This is a genomic window from Streptomyces sp. NBC_00885 (assembly GCF_045207475.1).
GTDB lineage: Bacteria > Actinomycetota > Actinomycetes > Streptomycetales > Streptomycetaceae > Streptomyces.
Genome location: NZ_CP108796.1, coordinates 5,416,076 through 5,433,943, shown reverse-complemented (window position 1 = coordinate 5,433,943; position 17,868 = coordinate 5,416,076). Strand labels below are relative to the sequence as shown.

Here is a 17,868-nt window from a genome sequence, read left to right as displayed (position 1 = left end):
TTTACTCGGGCCGAAAAGTGTGACCCTGGCATATGCCAAGTGGATGCGCCCCAGCTTATGCGGCTGGGGCGCACCATCATTCTCGCCAACAGCCGCCCCGGAAACGGCTCTTGGCCGCTATCGTGGTACGGAAGCTTGCGGTAACAACCTGGTAGGGGGAAACCGTGGCGCTGAAGCCCGAGCCGACCGCGCCGTTCCACTCGGTGCAATACGTCTTGCGCGTCCTGGAGACGATCTCGAAGCACGGTGGCGGTGTCACCGATGTCCAGATCGCACGCGAGACGGGTCTGCCGACCGGCCATCTGGCTCCCATGCTGGCGATGCTGCGCCGCGAGGGCTATGTGGAACAGGTCGCGGACGGCGCCTATGTGATCGGCGACTCGCTGATCCTGCTCGGCTCGGGGATCACCCGTCAGCAGGCGCTGGAGGCGAAGATCCAGGAGACGCTCACCGAGCTGCGCGACTCCGTGGGCGCGGCCGTCTACATCAGCCGGTACATCGACGGCGAGGTGAAGATCACCCAGTACGCCGACGGCCCGCGCGCCCCGAAGGTCAACGAGTGGGTGGACTTCCGCTCGGCGGCGCACGCGAGCGCGGTCGGCAAGTGCCTGCTGACCCAGCTGGATGTGAACGGCCGCCGTGACCACCTCTCGCGCCACAAGATCGCCCGCCTGACCTCGCGGACGATCACCAGCGAGAAGCTGCTCTTCTCCAAGCTGGACAGTCAGCCTCCGACGGTCCCGGTGCTGGACCTCCAGGAGTACGCGGTGGGCACGGTCTGCGCGGCGGTCCCGCTGACGGCGGGCTCGGCGGTGGGGTGCCTGGCGCTGTCCATGCCGATCGAGCACGCCCACCGACTGCGCTCGGCGGCCGACCTGCTGAACCGCAAGGCGGCGCCGGTGGTGCTCTCGCTGGCGATCTAGGCATTGCCCCCGGGCCCCGCGGGGGTGCCCCCGGGGGGTGTCAGAAGCACCCCTCCGGAGCAGGTATTATTTTCTCTGTCAGCAGGCGCCGCTAGCTCAGTTGGTTAGAGCAGCTGACTCTTAATCAGCGGGTCCGGGGTTCGAGTCCCTGGCGGCGCACAGACAGGGAAAGCCCCTCGCTCACGCGAGGGGCTTTTTCACGTGTGGTCCGCGCAGCACGGGGTGGGATCGGGAGCCTCGAACGGCACCAGACTGCCGCCCACCGCGGGCGTCACCGTGAGCACCAGCCGTCCCTCCCGCCACTCGGGCCGCACATGATCGCGGGTGACCAGCCGCCCGCCGGGGTCCGCGGCGCCGGGCGCGCCGAGGGTGGCCACCTCGTCGACGGCGGAGGCGGCCGACAGCTCGCCGACGGTCAGTGTGCCGGTCAGGGCGGCCGCGCCGGGGAAGAGCACGGCCCGGCCGGCGGTACGGGCCGCGTGCTCGGCGGCGGCCCGCTCGGCCCCGGCCGCGAGGTCCGCCGGCCCCTCACGCAGAGCGCCGAACGCGGTACCCGCCTGCCGGGCGGTGATGCTCCTGTACGCCTCGTGCGAGGGGTTCGCCTGCGGCGGGCTTTGCCCCCACCCCGCCCCTTCCCGCTGTATCGATTTGCGGCTCCGCCGCGTGGCGGGGGCGCTGCCCCCGGACCCCCGCTCCTCAAACGCCGGAGGGGCTGAATTTCAGCGCCCCCGCTCCGCGTACTCCGCCTCCAGCGCCGACCGGTCCTTCACGCCCAGCAACCGATACGCCCCCGCGCCGCCCGGCCGCCACCACACCGGGTCCCCACCCCCGAACCCCACCCTCCGCAGCCCCACCCGGTGAACCTTGTTCGTCGCCGTCACCGGCAGCTCCCGCAGCACCCGTACGAACCGCGGCGCCATCTTCGTGCCCAGGTCCGGCTGCGCCGCCAGGAAGTCGGCGAAGGCCTCCGGGTCGAAGGACGAAACCCCGTCCCGCAGGGCCATCGCCGCCATCACCTGGTCGCCCGACACCGGGTCGGGCACGGCGTAGACCGCGACCGCCGCCGCGGGCTCCCAGCGGGCGAGGATGTTCTCGATCATCGCGGCGGCGAGGTTCTCGCTGTCGACCCGCAGCCGGTCGTCCGTACGGCCCGCGAAGTACAAGAAGCCCTCCGCGTCACGGAAAAAGAGGTCGCCGGTCCAGTACCAGCCGCCGCGGGTCCGGGCCGCGTCCGCCTCGGGGTGGCGCCAGTAGCCCTCGAAGGGGTTCGGGCCGCGGTTGACCAACTCCCCTATCGCCTCGTCCCCGTTGAGCAGCCGCCCCTCCTTGTCCAGCACCGCGGCCGCCCGTTCCTTGCCCGTGTCGGGGTCGACCACCGCGAGGTCGTCGCCGGGACCGGCCCTGCCTGTCGCGCCGGCGGGCGTGTCGGGGGTCCGCTGGATCGCCGCGCCGCCTTCCGAGGAGCCGTAGCCCTCGACCAGGCGTACGCCGAAGCGTGCCTGGAAGCGGGCCGCGTCCACCGCGCCCGCCTCGGTGCCGAAGCCCAGCCGCAGGGAGTGCGAGCGGTCGTCGTCACGCTCGGGCGTGGCCAGCAGATACTGCACCGCCCGGCCGACGTAGGTGAAGTAGGTGGCGCCGAACTCCCGTACGTCAGGCAGGAAGCCCGAGGCCGAGAAGCGCCGCCGCAGCGCGACGGCAGCGCCCGCGGACAGCGCGGGCGCCCAGTCGGCGATGACGGCGTTGCCGTGGAACATCGGCATGCAGATGTAGTGCACGTCGTCCTCGCGCACGCCGAAGTGCGCGACGAGGGACGCGCCCGCCGCCGCGAGCCGCCCCTGGGAGCAGATCGCTGCCTTGGGCGCGCCCGTCGACCCGGAGGTGAAGTACAGCAGCAGCCGACTGCCGGGCCCGACAGGGCCGAGCGTGGCCTCGCCCGGTACGGCGGCGGCGTACGGGGCGAGGAGCTCGGCGTAGTCGGCGCTGTCGGGATCGGTCACCAGCACCCGTGTCCCCGGCAGTTCGAGACCGTCGAGGAGGGGAAGGCGGGAGCGTTCGGTGACCAGCACCCGGCAGTCGGTGTGCTGGATGTCGCGGGCCAGTTCGGGCCCGCGGCGGGTCGGGTTGATGCCTGCCACGGCGGCTCCGGCCAGAGCCGCCGCGCTGAGCCACAGGGGAAACTCGGGAGTGTTGTCCAGCAGTACCCCGAGGTGTGGCTCGGCTCCGCGCGGCATCAGGTCCACGAGGAGCGCGGCCCGTGCGGCGGCGCCCGCGGCCATCTGGTGGTGGGTGAGTGAGTGACCGTGGTCTCTCAGGCCCACCCGGTGATCGCCCCATTGGCGCTGTACGAGCTCCGCGACGGTTCCTGCTTCCGCGTTCCTCATGACGCCGCACGGTAACTGACTACTCGTCAGAACTGAACGTCCGAGCAGGCATAGAAGGCGTTGCCGGTGTCGTGCACGGTCCACACCGCGAGGATCAGATGCCTTCCGGACTTCGACGGCAGCGTCCCGGAGTGGCTGAGCGTGGACGGCGGGCGCTGACCGTTGTAGGGGATCGTCAGGAATGGCTGCGAGTCGAGCGAGGCGCGGGTGAGCTTCTGGCTGGGGTTCCAGCCGTTCTTGGTGACGTAGTACTTGAAGTCGGTCGTCGCGTGCATGGCCGTGAACTGCCACCGGAAGGTGTAGTTCTGGCCCGAGGAGACCTTGGTGGTGGGCCAGGTGCCGCCGCGCGGGTCGTCGAGCTGCGAGAAGCGGCTGTTGCCGCCGGCGCAGATCGTTCCGTCGGCCGGACCCGCGGCAGGGAAGCCCTTGGGGCCTTCGACACTCTGGGGTTCGTAGATGATCTCGCCGCAGTCGGCGACCGTGCGGTTGGCGCAGAGCTTCTGGCGGCTGATGGGCGAGTCGGTGTAGCCGTGGCTGCTGGCGCTGCCGGTGGCGAGCACAGTGGTGCCCGCTACGGCGAGACCGACCACGGCCGCGCTTATCTTCTTGCGCATGCTTCGCTCCTGGAGAACGTGGGGGAGTTCAGGCGAGCCGTGCTGCACGCGTGCGGTGGTGCACATTCAGGTCTAGACCAAGCCCCAGGGTATTAACGGAACTTGAACATGTCCAGACCAATCACGTACCTTCTGCCGCCCCACAACGCCCGGTGTAGAAGGCGATCGTGAGGTCCTTCACGAGAGCCTTGCGCTCGTAGTCGTCGAGCTCCACGAGCCCCCGCGCGGTCAGCCTGCTCACCGTCTCCTCCACCGCGTCCACGACCGAAGTCAGCACGCTGTCGCGGTGCTTCGCGTCGATCGCCGCGATCCGCCGGCGCTGCATCGCGGCCGCCACCTCCGGCGCGTACTCGATCCCCGTCGGCTGCGCCGAGAAGACCTCGATCCCCACCGGCGCGCAGTCCGCCGACAGCATCCGGGTCAGGGCGTCGCCGACCGCCTCCGCGTCGCGCAGCGTGGGGGTCCCCCCGGCGAAGCCAGGGGGAGCCTCCTCATGAAGTGCGTCGGCGGGCAGCTGCGAGAGCACCCGCGCCATCGCCGCCTCGACCTGCTCGCTCAGATAGCCCTCGTGGTCCTCGACACCGAGCGCGGCCCGCGCCGTGTCCGCCACCCGCCACACCACGAGCACGACGACCCGCAGCGCGGTGCCGTCCGCGTCGACCGCGGGCATGGGTTCGCTGCGCCAGTGCCGCAGCCGTACGTCAACGCGCCGGCGCAGCACCAGGGGGCTCACCCACAGCAAGCCCGTACGCCGCACGCTGCCGCAGTAGTCGCCGAAGAGCGTGAGCACCCAGGCCTGGCCGACGCGTCCGCGCCCGAGCCCGCCGAAGGCGAAGAGCACAAGGATCACGCCCAGCGTGAGCAGACACCACAGTCCGAACCCGATGCCCTGGAACGGATGCGGGGTCAGCCCGAGCAGTCGTGCCACCGGGCCCGGCACCGCCCCGGCCCCCCACAGCACCGCGCCGACCCCGCCGAGCGCGCACGCACCCGCGACCAGACCGGTCCAGCCGGGCAGTGCGGACGCGGGGCGTTCGCCCAGGTCCGGATCGACGGGCGGCGCCGGCCGCAGGGGCACGGCGGCCGGCGGCGCGGGCCTTCGCCCGACCTTCGGCTGCTCGCCGGTGCCCTGCCGCCGCGCCACCACGGCGGAGCGCAGGGCGATCGGCTGGGAGTCGTCGTCACGGAAGAGGAGATGCACCGGGATCTCGGTGGTCACCTCCTGGGCGATCACGGGGGTGTGCCGCGGGCCGTCGGACGTCGGTTCGCCGTCGGGCTCCGAGGGCGTGGTGTTCATGACTGCCGCCTCCACTGATGGGTTCGGTGCGTGTCTCAGGCGAAGAGCCGGCGCCAGGTCTCGGGCCCGGGGAATCCGTCCGCCGCCGCGCCGCGCCAGCCCTGGGCCCGCTGGAAGGCCTCGACACTGCGCCGGTCCGCCTCGCCCCAGGCCGGCCCGGGCTCGGCTGTGTAGTGCTTGGCGAAGCCGAGTTCGACCAGCCTCCGGCGGAGCTGGATGACATGCGCGCCGGACCGGCCGGGCCTGAAGTGCCGGGTCCCGGGGTACGTGGGCTTCGCCGCGCTCGTGCCGCCGGGGCCGGGCGCCGCCGCGGGGATGCTCCTGCCCTGCCTGGCCGTCAGGAGCTGCCAGGTCTCCGCGCTCGGCATCCCGTCGGCGGCCGGGCCGCGCCAGCCCTGGGCGAGCTGGAAGGCTTCGGTGGCCCGGCGGTCGGCCTCGCCCCAGAGGGGCCCGGGGCCCTTGGTGTAGAAGTGCTTGCCGCCGCGCTCGACGAGCATCTCGCCGAGCCTGGTGATGTGCGCGTTGTTCGCGCCGGGACCGAAGGCTGTCGCGCCCGGATACTCATCGCCGAAGAACGGCCCGCTCACGGCGGTGGTCGCGGCGGTCGTCACGTTGGTCGTCGCGGTGATGAGGCCGTTGTAGCGGTAGGGCAGATACCGGTCGGCGTTGGTCCAGTACCCCATGGGCGTCGGCTGCTTGCGGGTGTGCGGCTTCGTCTGCTCGTACGCGACGTAATAGGTGTGCGTGTAGTCGGTCCAGCCGCCGAAGATCGTGACGTGCGAGCCGTTGGTCGGATTGTCCGGGTTGTGGAAGAGCAGGATGTCGCCGGGCGCCAGCTCCTCGCGCGTGATCCGGGTGGCGAACTGCGCGAGGCTCCCGGTCCACTCGTTGCTGCCCATGTTCCAGGCCATCGAGACAAAGCCGGAGCAGTCCTGGCGATACCCGTCCGACCAGTACTGGTCCATGCTGTACGGGACTTTGGCAGTTACCCACTGCTGGGCGCGGTTGATGATCTCGGCCCGGGTGACCGGACGCAGCGGGGCGGCGACCGTGGCGGTGGCGGGATGGGCGGAGGGTCCGTGCAGCGGTGCGGTGCCGCCCTGCTCGTTGGTGAACTCGGGATCGTCGACGGAAGCGGCCGCCCCCGACGCGGACCGGAGCGCGGACCCGGGCGCGGAGGGGACCCCGACCGTCGTCGCTGCGGCTGCTCCTCCGCCGCCGCTCAGGACCACGCCAGCCGCCGTGAACAGCACGAGTGCCCGGCGGCAGCCGTGTGCGGCCGGGTGCTCCCCCGCGGCGAGAGCCCGGCGCTGCTGCGCGCACCCCGCGCAGTCGCAGTCGGCGGCGGGCTCGAATTCCTCGAATACCGGCGCGGTCATACGTGGCCCCTGTCACTCATTGATCTGTCACGTTTGATCGCATTTTGACGGAGTAGCGGTAATAAACGACGATCCGACAGGCCGGAACGATCAGATAATGGTCAGTAGCACCCCTCGCCGCCCGGTAGAGTTCTCCAGGTCAGCAGGCGCCGCTAGCTCAGTTGGTTAGAGCAGCTGACTCTTAATCAGCGGGTCCGGGGTTCGAGTCCCTGGCGGCGCACGCAAACCGAGGCCCCCTCACGGCGAGTGAGGGGGCCTCGGTCGTACCTACGGCTATTTTCGGCCGCCCTGCACCCGAACACTGCTCGCCCACAAGGGACCCTTAAATCGTACATATATCCGCTTAAGTGCTTCATTCACCCTTGCGATCATGGCCGGGGTCGTAGAACCTATCCTGGAAGCAATGGCTCCAATGGGGCATCCGTTTCGCGTAGTTGAGGGTAGTACAGGCGCATCAGTCCGTTGTCGGAGTGCGGGGAAGGGGACCCCGATCACGGTCCGAACACGTGACGGGCATGATGCAACCGGCGAGTGACTGTTTCGTGTCTGTAGGGACGGTGGCCCGCCACTGATGTGTCCAGGGCAACTGGTCGAGGGGGACCGGGGTCAGGACTTAAGAACCGACCACATCACACGCAGCCAGCATGCGTGCGGGGGGATGACTCATGACGTCGACGCCGAACGGCGCCGGGCAGCACAACGACCCTTCCCTGACGACTCAGCTCCGGGTACCCGCCCATCTGCGCACCGGAGGGCACCGGCTGCGCCCGAAGAAGGCGCTTCCGCGGTACGACTACGAGCACTACAGCCGTCTCGCCGGCCCCCTCACCCAGCCCGATCCCACCAAGCCGTACACGGTGCAGTACCGTTCCCTCCTTTCGCAGGAGCCGCACCGCATACGGGCCGCCCTGCTGCTGGGAGCAGCGCCGCTGGTGTCGCTGGGCCTGTTCGCCTGGCTGATGCAGCCACAGCACTGGACCGAGCGCGATCCGAACCTGAAGAACGACACGCTGCTCATCCTCGACATCGTCATGCTCGTCTCGATCGGTCTGATCGAGCTCTTCCGCACGATGAACGTCCTGTCCAACGCGCACGCGACGCTGGTGGCGCGTGACCCCGTCCCCGTGGTGCCCGAGTCCGGCACCAAGGTCGCCTTCCTCACCTCCTTCGTACCGGGCAAGGAGCCCCTGGAGATGGTGACGAAGACCCTGGAGGCGGCCGTCAGGATCCGCCACCGCGGGCTGATGCACGTCTGGCTCCTCGACGAGGGCGACGACCCCGCCGTCAAGGAGGTGTGCGCGCGCCTCGGCGTCCACCACTTCTCCCGCAAGGGCATTGCGAAGTGGAACCAGACCAAGGGCGCCCACCGCGCCAAGACCAAGCACGGCAACTACAACGCCTGGCTCGAGGCGCACGGCGGCAACTACGACTACTTCGCCTCCGTCGACACCGACCACATCCCGCTGCCCAACTATCTGGAGCGGATGCTCGGTTACTTCCGCGACCCGGACGTCGGCTTCGTCATCGGCCCGCAGGTCTACGGCAATTACGACACGTTCGTCACCAAGGCCGCCGAGTCCCAGCAGTTCCTCTTCCACGCCCTGATCCAGCGCGCGGGCAACCGCTACGGCGCCCCGATGTTCGTCGGCACCTCCAACGCCGTCCGCATCAAGGCTCTCAAGCAGATCGGAGGCCTGTACGACTCGATCACCGAGGACATGGCCACCGGCTTCGAGATGCACCGCGCCAAGAACCCGGACACCGGCAACAGGTGGCGCTCGGTCTACACCCCGGACGTGCTGGCCGTCGGCGAGGGGCCCACGGCCTGGACCGACTTCTTCACCCAGCAGCTGCGCTGGTCGCGGGGCACATACGAAACGATCATGAAGCAGTACTGGAAGGGCTTCTACTCCCTGCCGCCGGGCAAGCTCTTCAACTACACGATGATGATCATCTTCTACCCGATGTCCGCCCTCAACTGGATCCTGGCGGCGCTGAGCTGTGCGCTGTTCCTGGGCATGGGCGCCTCGGGTGTGCAGATCGACCCCGCGATCTGGATGATGCTGTACGGCAATGCCTCGGCGCTCCAGATCGGCCTCTACATCTGGAACCGCCGCCACAATGTCTCGCCGCACGAGCCCGAGGGCTCCGGCGGACTCGCGGGCATGGTCATGTCCGCGCTCTCCGCACCGATCTACGCACGCTCGCTGATGGACGCCGTACTGCGCCGCAAGAGCAAGTTCGTCGTGACCCCCAAGGGCGACTCGTCCAGCCCGGACACCCTCTTCGGCACCTTCCGGATCCATCTCTTCTTCATCCTCGTCTTCGGCGGATCGCTGGGCTCCTCCTTCTACTTCGGGCACGACCATCCGGCGATGATCACGTGGGCGACGCTGGCCCTGCTGATCACCGCGGCGCCGATCTTCGCCTGGCGCCACGGCATCCGCGCCGAGAAGAAGAAGCGCACACGGCGCCACGGCGGCGGTCGGCCGCCCGCCGACCGGCCCGAGGGTCATGTGCCGCAGCAGCGGCCGGGCTCCGCCGCAGAACAGACCATGCAGATCGCCCTTGGGGGACGTAAGAAATGAGCACGCTGCCCGTCCGGCCGAACCACCGCAAGAACCGGGCCCGCCGGATAGCGATCGGCGCCGCGGTGATCGTCGCGGTGGCCGGCTTCAACGGGCCGGCGCTGTGGCGCTTCGGCTCGGACCAGTACCACGACTACAAGATCAACAAGCCCGAGTACAAGGCTGAGAACGGTCACTGGGACTTTCTGGACGTCCCCGCCGAGTACCGCATCAACTCCATCCACGCGGCGCTGCTGCACACCGGCAAGGTGCTGCTCGTCGCCGGATCGGGCAACAACCAGAAGAACTTCGACGCGAAGAAGTTCGAGTCGGTCCTGTGGGATCCGAAGACCAATGAGTTCAAGAAGATCCCCACCCCCAAGGACATGTTCTGCGCCGGGCACACCCAACTGCCCGACGGCAAGCTCCTGATCGCGGGCGGCACCAAGCGGTACGAGAAGCTCAAGGGTGACACCACCAAGGCCGGCGGCCTGATGGTCGTGCACAACGAGGACCCGGACGAGCCCAAGACCCTGCCCGCGGGCACCAAGTTCACCGGCAAGAAGAACGGCAAGACCTTCGTCTCCAAGGACCCCGTCCTGGTGGAGAAGGCGAAGAAGGTCTTCGACCCGGCGACGGGCAGGTTCCTGCGGACCGAGCCGGGCCTCGGCCGTATCTACGTGGAGGCCGAGGAGTCCGGGAAGGACTACGAGACCGGCACCGAGGACAACTACCGCGTGCAGGGCCTCAAGGGCTCCGACGCCCGCAACATCTACGGCATCGCGCAGAAGCTCGCCCTCGACAAGAAGGACTTCCAGGGCATCAAGGAGGCCTACGAGTTCGACCCGGTGGCGGAGAAGTACATCACCGTCGACCCGATGAACGAGGCCCGCTGGTACCCCACGCTGACCACGCTCAAGGACGGCAAGGTCCTCGCGCTCTCCGGCCTCGACGAGATCGGGCAGATCGTCCCCGGCAAGGACGAGGTCTACGACCCGAAGACCAAGAAGTGGCAGTACACCGGGATCATCAGGAAGTTCCCCACCTACCCGGCGATCTTCCTGATGGACAACGGCAAGCTCTTCTACTCCGGCTCCAACGCCGGGTACGGACCGGCCGACGTCGGCCGCGCGCCGGGCGTCTGGGACCTGAAGACGAACAAGTTCGTCAAGGTCCCCGGGCTGAGCGACCCGGACAAGATGGAGACCTCCGCCACGGTCATGCTGCCGCCCGCCCAGGACCAGAGGTTCATGGTCATCGGCGGCGGCGGGGTCGGCGAGTCCGAGAAGGCGAGCGAGAAGTCCCGCCTGGTCGACCTCAAGGAGAACAACCCCCGCTTCAAGGACGGCGCTTCACTGGAGAAGGGCACGCGCTATCCGAGCGCCTCGCTGCTGCCGGACGATTCGATCCTGGTCACCGGAGGCTCCTCGGACTACCGGGGGCGCGGCGGCTCGAACGTGCTCCAGGCGCGCACGTACGACCCGAAGACCGGGACGTACAAGCGGGTCGCAGACCCCGCGGTGGGGCGCAACTACCACTCGGGTTCGGTGCTGCTCCCCGACGGGCGCGTCATGATCTTCGGCTCGGACTCGCTGTTCGCGGACAAGGCGAACACGAAGCCGGGCGTCTTCGAGCAGCGCATCGAGATCTACACGCCGCCGTATCTCTACCGGGACTCCAAGCCGGTCATCAGCGGCGGGCCGAAGTCCATCGCGCGCGGGGACACGGGGACGTTCAAGGTCAAGGACGCGGCGTCCGTCAAGACGGCGAAGCTGATCCGGCCGAGCGCGGTCACGCATGTCACGGACACGGACCAGCGGTCGATCGCGCTGGACGTGAAGAAGACGGCGGACGGGATCGAGGTGACGGTGCCGGCGAATCGGGCGCTGGTGCCGTCGGGCTGGTACATGCTGTTCGTGACGGACGAGAAGGGGACGCCGTCGGAGGGTGTGTGGGTGGAGGTCCCGTAGGGGGTGTTTCCCCTACCCGCCCTCCCCCTACGGCCTGGCGGCCGTAGGAGGTACCCCCATCCCGAACTGGGGGCAAGCCCCCAGACCCCTGCGCCCGCTTCGCGGCGCGAACCGGGGGCTCCGCCCCCAAGCCCCCATACGCCCTTCGGGCGTGTCCTCAAACGCCGGACAGGCTGAATGTGCGGCCCTGCCGCACAATCCAGCCCCGCCGGCGTTTGAGGCGCGGGGGTCCGGGGGCAGCGCCCCCGCAAGGGGTCCGGGGCGGAGCCCCGTCGGGGGGCTGGGGGCTTGCCCCCAGTTTTCGGGAAGCGGCGGGGTGGGGAACAAGCCCGCCGCAGGCGCACCCCCCACCGCACCGCCTACTTCGACGCCCGCGCCAACCCCAGCGCGTACTCCGCCCACCACTCCCCCGCCCGCGGCCCACCCCTGCACTCCCCGTCCGACTCCCCCGGCCGCTTGACCCACAGATACGCGTCGACCAGCGCGTCGCCCGTCTGTGTCGTCGGCTTCTCGCCCAGCGCGCGGCCCGGCGGGTTGCACCACGGGTCCTTGCCCGCGGTGTACGGGCCGTTGCCGTTGCGGCTGGTGTCGATCACGAAGTGCTTGCCGCCGACCTTCGCTGACAGCTTGCGGCCGAACTCCTTGCTCGCCGCGGTCGGATAGAAGTTGGAGACGTTGACGGAGAAGCCGTCGGCCTTGTCGATCCCGGCCCGCCGCAGCGGGTCGAACAGCGCGTCCGGCTGCGACCAGCCCGCGTTGCCCGCGTCCAGGTACACCTTCGTGTTCGGCTGCTGCTTCAGCCGCTCGACGGCACCCTTGAGCAGGTCGAACCGCTCTTCGTGGAACTCCTGCGGCGTGCATGTGTCCACGAGGTGCAGTACCGCGTCCGGCTCCAGGATCACCGTGGCCCGGCGGTCGCCGATCCCTGCCGCGACCTTGTCGACCCACTCCCGGTAGGCGTTGCCGTCGGCCGCGCCGCCCTTGGAGAACTGTCCGCAGTCGCGGTGCGGGATGTTGTAGAGGACGAGCAGTGCGTCCCGGTCGGCCTTCGCGGCCGCCTCGGTGAAGCCCTTGGCCTCGGCCTCCGGCTTGTCCGGGCCGATCCATTCGCCGACGGGCTGCTCGGCGATCGTCCTGATCAGTTCGGCGTTCTTGTCGTCGCCGTCCTTGCGGTACGCGGCAACCTGCCGCGCGGCCTTCCCGTCGGGATTGACCCAGTAGGGATCGTTCGCCTTGGGCTGCTGGCTCACCGCCGGTTTGTTGTCCTCGCCGTCGCCGGAGGAACAGCCTGCGAGCAAGAGCAGCACCGCCGCCCCCGCCGCCGCGGCCCCGCACAGGCGGGCACGCCCGGTGGAACTCCCGTACATCCACTCCCCCTTGGCTGCACTTGCAGGTGACCGCACGCCCGGGCTTCCCACCGGACAAGACAGGTCGAATCCATCCTGACACACGCCGGGTGAGAGCCACGAGCCCGTACCTCGTCGCGGTGTGCTCACCGGGCGACAGCCAGGAAATAGCCACTGAGGGCGACGAGTTCACGACATGGTGTCATCCAGCCCCTAGGCCCGGTCCACCGACCGCTCTAGAGTGTCGGGCAACGGCCCCGGCCCCTGACCTTGAGCGCGACCGGACCAACCAGAACCTCCCGTGCCGGTGCCGGGCTTCTCCCGCAGCCCGGGCGCCCGCGGTCGAGGACCGGCTCGGCCGACGGCCCTGGGGGGAGCATGTCGTCGGTCGAGCCAGGTTGGACCCTGTCGACCGCTTCGCCGGACAGGACCTCAATCCTTCACCACCGCGGTCAGATACGCGGAGACGACCACATTCGCGTTGTACGTGCCTGTCGCGCGGTCGAACGTTCCGCCGCAGGTGATCAGCCGCAGCTCCGCCCGCCCGTCCTCGCGCGGCCCGTAGACCTTCCTCGGATCGAAGCGGTCGCGGCCGAAGACCTGGATGTCGTCGATGGTGAACTCCACGACCGAGCCGTCTGCCCTGCTCACCCGGACCTTCTCGCCGGGACGGGCGGAGCTCAGCCCGTAGAAGACGGCCGGTTTTGTCTCCGTGTCGACATGGCCCACGAGCAGCGCCGCGCCGGACGCGCCCGGCTGCGTGCCGCTGCCGTACCAGCCGACGGTGTTCTGCATGGCGTACGGCGGAGGATCGACCGCGCCGGCGGGGTCCAGACCGCGCGGGACAACGGGGGCGGCGACGCCTATCGACGGTATTTCCACCCGGTCGGGCCTGGCGGGGCTCAGCGGATCGAGGGCGGGCGGCAGGGGCACCCCGAGCGGCCGTCCGACCGCCGCCACGTCGCCCGTGGTCGGCGCGGAGGTGCCGCCGAAGCCGCCGGTGAACCCTTTGCCCCAGAGCCACAGCCCGAGCAGGAGTACCGCCCAGGCCACTCCGGTGAGCAGCCGACCGTTCCCCGCCGAGCGTTCGGCGGAGGACATGTCAGTCCGATTCCGTCCGGCGGCGCCGTGAGCTGCGGAAGGCCACGGCGATGGCCGCCACACCCGCGAGGACGAGACCGATCACGGCGTGCGGGGTGCCAGGGCCCGTGCCCTCGACGCGGTCCGTCGTGGCCACGGCGAGGTGGGCCGCGCCGCCACCGCCCGCGCGGACCGGTGCGACAGGGGTGTGCTGATCCGTCGGCGCCTGGACGACCTTGATCTGGCCCCTCGCCGGGTGGCGATGGCCGTCGCAGACGACGCTGACCTCGTACGCGGCAAAGCTCACGCCGGCTTTCACGGTCGTCTGTCCGGAGAACTGGGAGCCCTGCCTGGTGGAGAGCTCCACATCCGCGGCGAAGGCCTGGGACGTGACGGTGGCCGTCGTTCCCTCGCAGCCCGAGACGCTGATCGCCACCGCACCTCCCGGGACGACGGCGGCCGGGGCGACCGCGACCTGTACGGAGTCGTCGGCGTGTGCGGCGGTGGCGGCGGGCGCCAGGACCAGGACCGTGGCCGCCCCTGCGGCACGGAGAGCTATCAAGCATGAACGCATCGTGAACCTCCTGATACGGAAAAGATTCACGCGTCTGGGGCGTTTTCGCATCCGCAAGAGCGGCCCGGTGGTCCATTTGAGCCCCCTGACGTGCCCAAATGCATCAGACCCGTTCGGCGCACACCCGGTGGGCGCCGGAGAGACCGACGTCAGATCCGGTCGACGAGATCGGCGATCGAGTCGACGACCTTGGAGGGCCGAAACGGGAATTTGTCGATGCCCTCGGGGCTGGTCAGCCCGGTCAGCACCAGGAAGGTCTCCATGCCCGCCTCGAGACCGGCCAGCACATCCGTGTCCATCCGGTCGCCGATCATGGCGCTGGTCTCGGAGTGCGCACCGATGGCGTTGAGCCCGGTCCGCATCATCAACGGGTTCGGCTTGCCCGCGAAGTACGGCTCCTTGCCGGTCGCCTTGGTGATCAGCGCGGCGACCGAGCCGGTGGCGGGCAGCGGGCCCTCGGCGGAGGGGCCGGTCTCGTCGGGGTTGGTGCCGATGAACCGGGCCCCGGCGTTGATCAGCCGGATCGCCTTGGTGAGGGCCTCGAAGCTGTATGTACGGGTTTCGCCCAGTACCACGTAGTCGGGATCGTGGTCGGTGAGGACATAGCCGATGTCGTGCAGCGCGGTGGTCAGACCCGCCTCGCCGATGACGTATGCCGTGCCGCCCGGGCGCTGGTCGTCCAGGAACCGCGCGGTGGCCAGCGCCGAGGTCCAGATGTTCTCGACGGGCACGTCCAGGCCCATCCGGGAGAGCCGGGCATGCAGGTCGCGCGCGGTGTAAATGGAGTTGTTCGTCAGGACCAGGAAGGGCTTCCCGGTCTCCCGCAGCTTCTTGATGAAGGCGTCGGCGCCGGGGATCGGCACGCCCTCGTGGATGAGGACACCGTCCATGTCGGTGAGCCAGGATTCGATCGGCTTGCGCTCTGCCATGCGGGCGGACTCCTGCCGTGCAGAAACTCAACTGCTGGGGACGCCGCGACGACGGTGTGGCGGCGCCCCCAGCCTAATCAGGAAGCCGAGACCCTGACCCCGTCGATCACCCAGTACCAGTTGTTGGAACCGGTGTAGCGGAAACGGAAGCTGACGCTGGAGGCCCCGGAGGGGACGTTCACGGTCAGCGACTGCGGCTGGGAGACCACATCGGCCGTGTAGCTCTTGACCACCGTGGGCGTGCCGCCGTTGAAGGAGGCCAGGACCTGGGCGGTCTGGCTGCCCTCCTGGCGGTAGAAGGTGGTGAAGTCCAGCGTCACCTTCGTCCTGCCGCTCACGCTGTACGCCGGGGTCACGAGCGTGGAGTCGTAGCCGCCCGAGTTCGTCCTGTCGTCCCACTCGTCGGAGTCGGCGACCGCGAAGACGCCGCGCGAGCGGACGTTGAGCTCACGCCACTGGTCCCGCTGGGCCCGGGACCAGAACTCGTTGGTGGCGAAGGCCCAGCCGCGCCACTCGGTCACCCCGCCGGTGCCCATCGCGCTGTTGATCACGGACCAGCCGCTGGGCGCGGTGTGCGTGAAGCCGAGCACTCCGGCCGGGATTCCGGTCTCGTCGACGCGCTGGCCCAGCTGGGACTGCAGCGTGTCGAAGGGGTCGGTCGAGCGTTCCTGGATGGGCTTGCCGTCCAGGCCCCAGGCAGGGTCGGGGGTGATTCCGAGCTGCTTGAAGACGGTGGCGGCGACATCGACGAGCCGGGTGTCCGCGGGCCGGGCGCCGGCGGCGATGCCGGGGCCCTGGGCGAGCACGAACGTACGCCGTTCCTCGATGGAGCTGCCGCCGTGGCCGCCTGAGTCGACATGCCCGTGGTCGGTGGCGACGATGACGGTCCAGCGCTCGGTGGCGTACGAGGGGCGGGCCTGGATCGCTGCCAGCAGCCGGCCGAGATAGGCGTCCTGGACGGCGATGGCGTCGAGGTACTTCTGGCTCGCGGCGCCGTAGCTGTGGCCCATCTCGTCGGTCTCGCCGAAGTAGACGAACAGGATGTCCGGGTTCTGGTTGCGGAGGATGTCCTCGGTCTGATCGGTGATGACCTTGTCGTTCACCGCGTAGTTGTTGTTGAACACGAGCTTGGCGTCGGCGCCGGGGGTGACGGTGCCATGGGTGTCGAGCTCGGGCCAGTCGACGGCGGCGAAGAGGGACAGCTCGGGCCTGATCTGGTTCAACCGGGCCAGAAATCCGGGGTACTTGGCGTAGTTCTTGCCGATGAAGGTGTTGTCCTTCACGCCGTGCTTGTCGGGCCAGACACCGGTGGAGATGGTCGACCAGCCGGGTCCGGACGAGGTCTGCGCCATGGGGTTGGCGTACAGCAGCGACATGCCGTATGTCCCGTTCGCCATCAGGGACTTGAGGGTCGGGGCCTTGGCCGCATCGATCCTGTCGTAGCGCAGTCCGTCCATGCCGACGAAGAGCACCTTGTCCTTGCTGGTGCCGTTCGGGAGGGTCGGTGCGGCCTGGGCGGCCTGAGCGGGGGTGGCGAGGGTGCCGGCGGCGGCGACCGCGGCGGTGGCGGCGCCGGCGGCGAGTACGGAGCGCCTGGATATGCCGTTGAGCGGCATCTGTTCCTCCGTCAGAGGGCTGAGGTTGTCTACGGGCAGAGCAGCGCCCCCGGTTTCCCGGGGGCGTTGGTCCGTACCCGTTATCGTTCCGCGACAATCAGTCCCGCAACAGAAGGTTTCCGGTGAACTCTTAGCTGCCGGTCGCGGACTTCCACGCGTCCACATAGGACTGGAGGTTCTTGTCGATGTCCTTCCAGTCCGGCTCGAAGACCTCGACGCCCTCGAGCAGCTTGACGAGGTCGATGGCGTTGGCGTCGGTGGCCTTGACATCGCCGCGGGCCGAGAACCCGCCGCCGATCGCGCTGACCTGCTTCTGCGCCTTCTCGGTCAGCATGAAGTCGAGGAGCTTCTTGCCGTTCTCGCTGTGCGGGGCCTTGTTGACCAGACCCGCCGCGTAGGGAAGCGCGAAGGTGGTGGGCTTGCCGCCCTCCTTCGCCGGGAACCAGATCGCGAGGTTCGGCATGGACTTGGACTGCGCGAAGTTCATCTGCACATCGCCGTTGGCGACGAGGATCTCGCCCTTGTCGACCTTGGGCGCGAGCTTGGAGGTGGAGGAGGACGGGCCGACGTTGTTGGCCTGGAGCTTGTTCAGGTACGCGTTCGCCGGCTCCTTGCCGCCGAAGTCGTGCATGGCCTTGATGAGAACGGCGGTGCCGTCGCCCGCGACGCCGGGCGTGGAGTACTGCAGCTTGTCCTTGTACTTGCCGTCGAGGAGCTGCTCCCAGGTGGTGGGCGCCTGCGTCAGCTCCTTCTTGTTGTAGATGAAGCCGAAGTAGTTGTTGACGACCGAAGTCCACTTGCCGTCACCGGACTTGTCGGCGCCGTTGACCTTGTCGGCGCCCTTGGGGTCGTACGCCTGGAGCAGCCCCTTGGAGTCGGCCTGCTGGATGAAGGGCGGAAGAGTCACGATGACATCGGCCTGGGTGTTGGACTTCTCGCGGGCGGCGCGCTGCACCATCTCGCCCGAGCCGCCCTCCACGTACTTGACCTTGATGCCGGTCTCCTTCTCGAAGTCCTTGAAGACCTGGTCGTACCAGCCGTCGCCCTTCTCGCCCTTGAGGCCGTCGGCGCTGTAGACGGTGACGACCTTCTCTTCGGCGGCGGCCGAGCCGCCACAGGCGGTGAGGGAGGCGGCGAGTGCGAGGCTGCCGACGACGGCGGCGATCGGCTTGATGTGGCTGTGCATGGCGTG

General features: G+C 69.2%; 14 protein-coding genes and 2 tRNA genes. 5 read left to right on the top strand and 11 right to left on the bottom strand.

What is annotated here, in order from left to right; genetic code table 11:
* Positions 1–164 precede the first annotated feature (164 nt).
* On the top strand, positions 165–923 hold the full coding sequence (locus tag OHA61_RS24775) for an IclR family transcriptional regulator C-terminal domain-containing protein (protein ID WP_324980305.1): 759 nt from the start codon (positions 165–167) through the stop codon (positions 921–923).
* Positions 924–1,008: 85 nt separating this feature from the next.
* Positions 1,009–1,082: transfer RNA gene (locus tag OHA61_RS24770), tRNA-Lys, on the top strand.
* A 38-nt stretch (positions 1,083–1,120) separates the two neighbouring features.
* Here OHA61_RS24770 and OHA61_RS24765 read toward each other — a convergent pair.
* From OHA61_RS24765 to OHA61_RS24745, 5 genes are all read right to left on the bottom strand, one after another.
* Entirely contained in the window at positions 1,121–1,378 is a 258-nt protein-coding gene (locus tag OHA61_RS24765; RefSeq protein ID WP_406304870.1) for a hypothetical protein, read from the bottom strand.
* A 264-nt stretch (positions 1,379–1,642) separates the two neighbouring features.
* Positions 1,643–3,304, bottom strand: a complete 1,662-nt coding sequence (locus tag OHA61_RS24760; protein ID WP_406304869.1) for an AMP-binding protein — start codon at positions 3,302–3,304, stop codon at positions 1,643–1,645.
* A 26-nt stretch (positions 3,305–3,330) separates the two neighbouring features.
* Entirely contained in the window at positions 3,331–3,918 is a 588-nt protein-coding gene (locus OHA61_RS24755) for a lytic polysaccharide monooxygenase (protein ID WP_406304868.1), read from the bottom strand.
* 121 nt (positions 3,919–4,039) lie between these two features.
* Positions 4,040–5,215, bottom strand: a complete 1,176-nt coding sequence (locus tag OHA61_RS24750) for an SPFH domain-containing protein (protein WP_406304867.1) — start codon at positions 5,213–5,215, stop codon at positions 4,040–4,042.
* A gap of 35 nt (positions 5,216–5,250) precedes the next feature.
* Complete coding sequence (locus OHA61_RS24745; RefSeq protein ID WP_406304866.1) at positions 5,251–6,594, bottom strand: peptidoglycan-binding protein; 1,344 nt, start codon at positions 6,592–6,594, stop codon at positions 5,251–5,253.
* A gap of 146 nt (positions 6,595–6,740) precedes the next feature.
* Between OHA61_RS24745 and OHA61_RS24740 the strand changes: the two genes are divergently transcribed.
* The 3 genes from OHA61_RS24740 to OHA61_RS24730 all read left to right on the top strand — a co-directional run bounded on the left by OHA61_RS24740 (position 6,741) and on the right by OHA61_RS24730 (position 11,131).
* A tRNA-Lys gene (locus tag OHA61_RS24740) sits at positions 6,741–6,814 on the top strand.
* Positions 6,815–7,259: 445 nt separating this feature from the next.
* On the top strand, positions 7,260–9,182 hold the full coding sequence (locus tag OHA61_RS24735; RefSeq protein ID WP_406304865.1) for a glycosyltransferase family 2 protein: 1,923 nt from the start codon (positions 7,260–7,262) through the stop codon (positions 9,180–9,182).
* Positions 9,179–11,131, top strand: coding sequence for a galactose oxidase-like domain-containing protein (locus OHA61_RS24730; RefSeq protein ID WP_406304864.1), 1,953 nt, complete (start codon positions 9,179–9,181; stop codon positions 11,129–11,131). The genes OHA61_RS24735 and OHA61_RS24730 overlap by 4 nt, the downstream gene beginning before the upstream one ends.
* 359 nt (positions 11,132–11,490) lie before the next feature.
* Here the strand turns inward: OHA61_RS24730 and OHA61_RS24725 are convergent, their stop codons facing one another.
* From OHA61_RS24725 to OHA61_RS24700, 6 genes are all read right to left on the bottom strand, one after another.
* On the bottom strand, positions 11,491–12,498 hold the full coding sequence (locus OHA61_RS24725; RefSeq protein ID WP_406304863.1) for a glycoside hydrolase family 6 protein: 1,008 nt from the start codon (positions 12,496–12,498) through the stop codon (positions 11,491–11,493).
* Between the two features lie 411 nt (positions 12,499–12,909).
* Positions 12,910–13,578, bottom strand: coding sequence for a class F sortase (locus OHA61_RS24720; protein WP_406304862.1), 669 nt, complete (start codon positions 13,576–13,578; stop codon positions 12,910–12,912).
* Between the two features lies 1 nt (position 13,579).
* Positions 13,580–14,131 (bottom strand): hypothetical protein, encoded by a 552-nt coding sequence (locus OHA61_RS24715; RefSeq protein ID WP_406304861.1) that lies wholly within the window; start codon positions 14,129–14,131, stop codon positions 13,580–13,582.
* Positions 14,132–14,280: 149 nt separating this feature from the next.
* Positions 14,281–15,060: an HAD-IIA family hydrolase gene (locus OHA61_RS24710; RefSeq protein ID WP_389371884.1), complete on the bottom strand. Its 780-nt coding sequence runs from the start codon at positions 15,058–15,060 to the stop codon at positions 14,281–14,283.
* Between the two features lie 77 nt (positions 15,061–15,137).
* Entirely contained in the window at positions 15,138–16,676 is a 1,539-nt protein-coding gene (locus OHA61_RS24705; RefSeq protein WP_406304860.1) for an alkaline phosphatase family protein, read from the bottom strand.
* A 130-nt stretch (positions 16,677–16,806) separates the two neighbouring features.
* A complete protein-coding gene (locus tag OHA61_RS24700) occupies positions 16,807–17,862 on the bottom strand; it encodes a 2-aminoethylphosphonate ABC transporter substrate-binding protein (protein ID WP_406304859.1) in 1,056 nt (351 codons plus the stop codon).
* Positions 17,863–17,868 lie beyond the last annotated feature (6 nt).

Excerpts from the sequence above, each read along its gene's own strand:
- OHA61_RS24730 (WP_406304864.1), top strand. The coding sequence starts at position 9,179 with ATGAGCACGCTGCCCGTCCGGCCGAACCACCGCAAGAACCGGGCCCGC.
- OHA61_RS24755 (WP_406304868.1), bottom strand. The coding sequence starts at position 3,918 with ATGCGCAAGAAGATAAGCGCGGCCGTGGTCGGTCTCGCCGTAGCGGGC.
- OHA61_RS24705 (WP_406304860.1), bottom strand. The coding sequence starts at position 16,676 with ATGCCGCTCAACGGCATATCCAGGCGCTCCGTACTCGCCGCCGGCGCC.
- OHA61_RS24715 (WP_406304861.1), bottom strand. The coding sequence starts at position 14,131 with ATGCGTTCATGCTTGATAGCTCTCCGTGCCGCAGGGGCGGCCACGGTC.
- OHA61_RS24700 (WP_406304859.1), bottom strand. The coding sequence starts at position 17,862 with ATGCACAGCCACATCAAGCCGATCGCCGCCGTCGTCGGCAGCCTCGCA.
- OHA61_RS24735 (WP_406304865.1), top strand. The coding sequence starts at position 7,260 with ATGACGTCGACGCCGAACGGCGCCGGGCAGCACAACGACCCTTCCCTG.
- OHA61_RS24750 (WP_406304867.1), bottom strand. The coding sequence starts at position 5,215 with ATGAACACCACGCCCTCGGAGCCCGACGGCGAACCGACGTCCGACGGC.
- OHA61_RS24745 (WP_406304866.1), bottom strand. The coding sequence starts at position 6,594 with ATGACCGCGCCGGTATTCGAGGAATTCGAGCCCGCCGCCGACTGCGAC.
- OHA61_RS24720 (WP_406304862.1), bottom strand. The coding sequence starts at position 13,578 with ATGTCCTCCGCCGAACGCTCGGCGGGGAACGGTCGGCTGCTCACCGGA.
- OHA61_RS24725 (WP_406304863.1), bottom strand. The coding sequence starts at position 12,498 with ATGTACGGGAGTTCCACCGGGCGTGCCCGCCTGTGCGGGGCCGCGGCG.
- OHA61_RS24760 (WP_406304869.1), bottom strand. The coding sequence starts at position 3,304 with ATGAGGAACGCGGAAGCAGGAACCGTCGCGGAGCTCGTACAGCGCCAA.
- OHA61_RS24710 (WP_389371884.1), bottom strand. The coding sequence starts at position 15,060 with ATGGCAGAGCGCAAGCCGATCGAATCCTGGCTCACCGACATGGACGGT.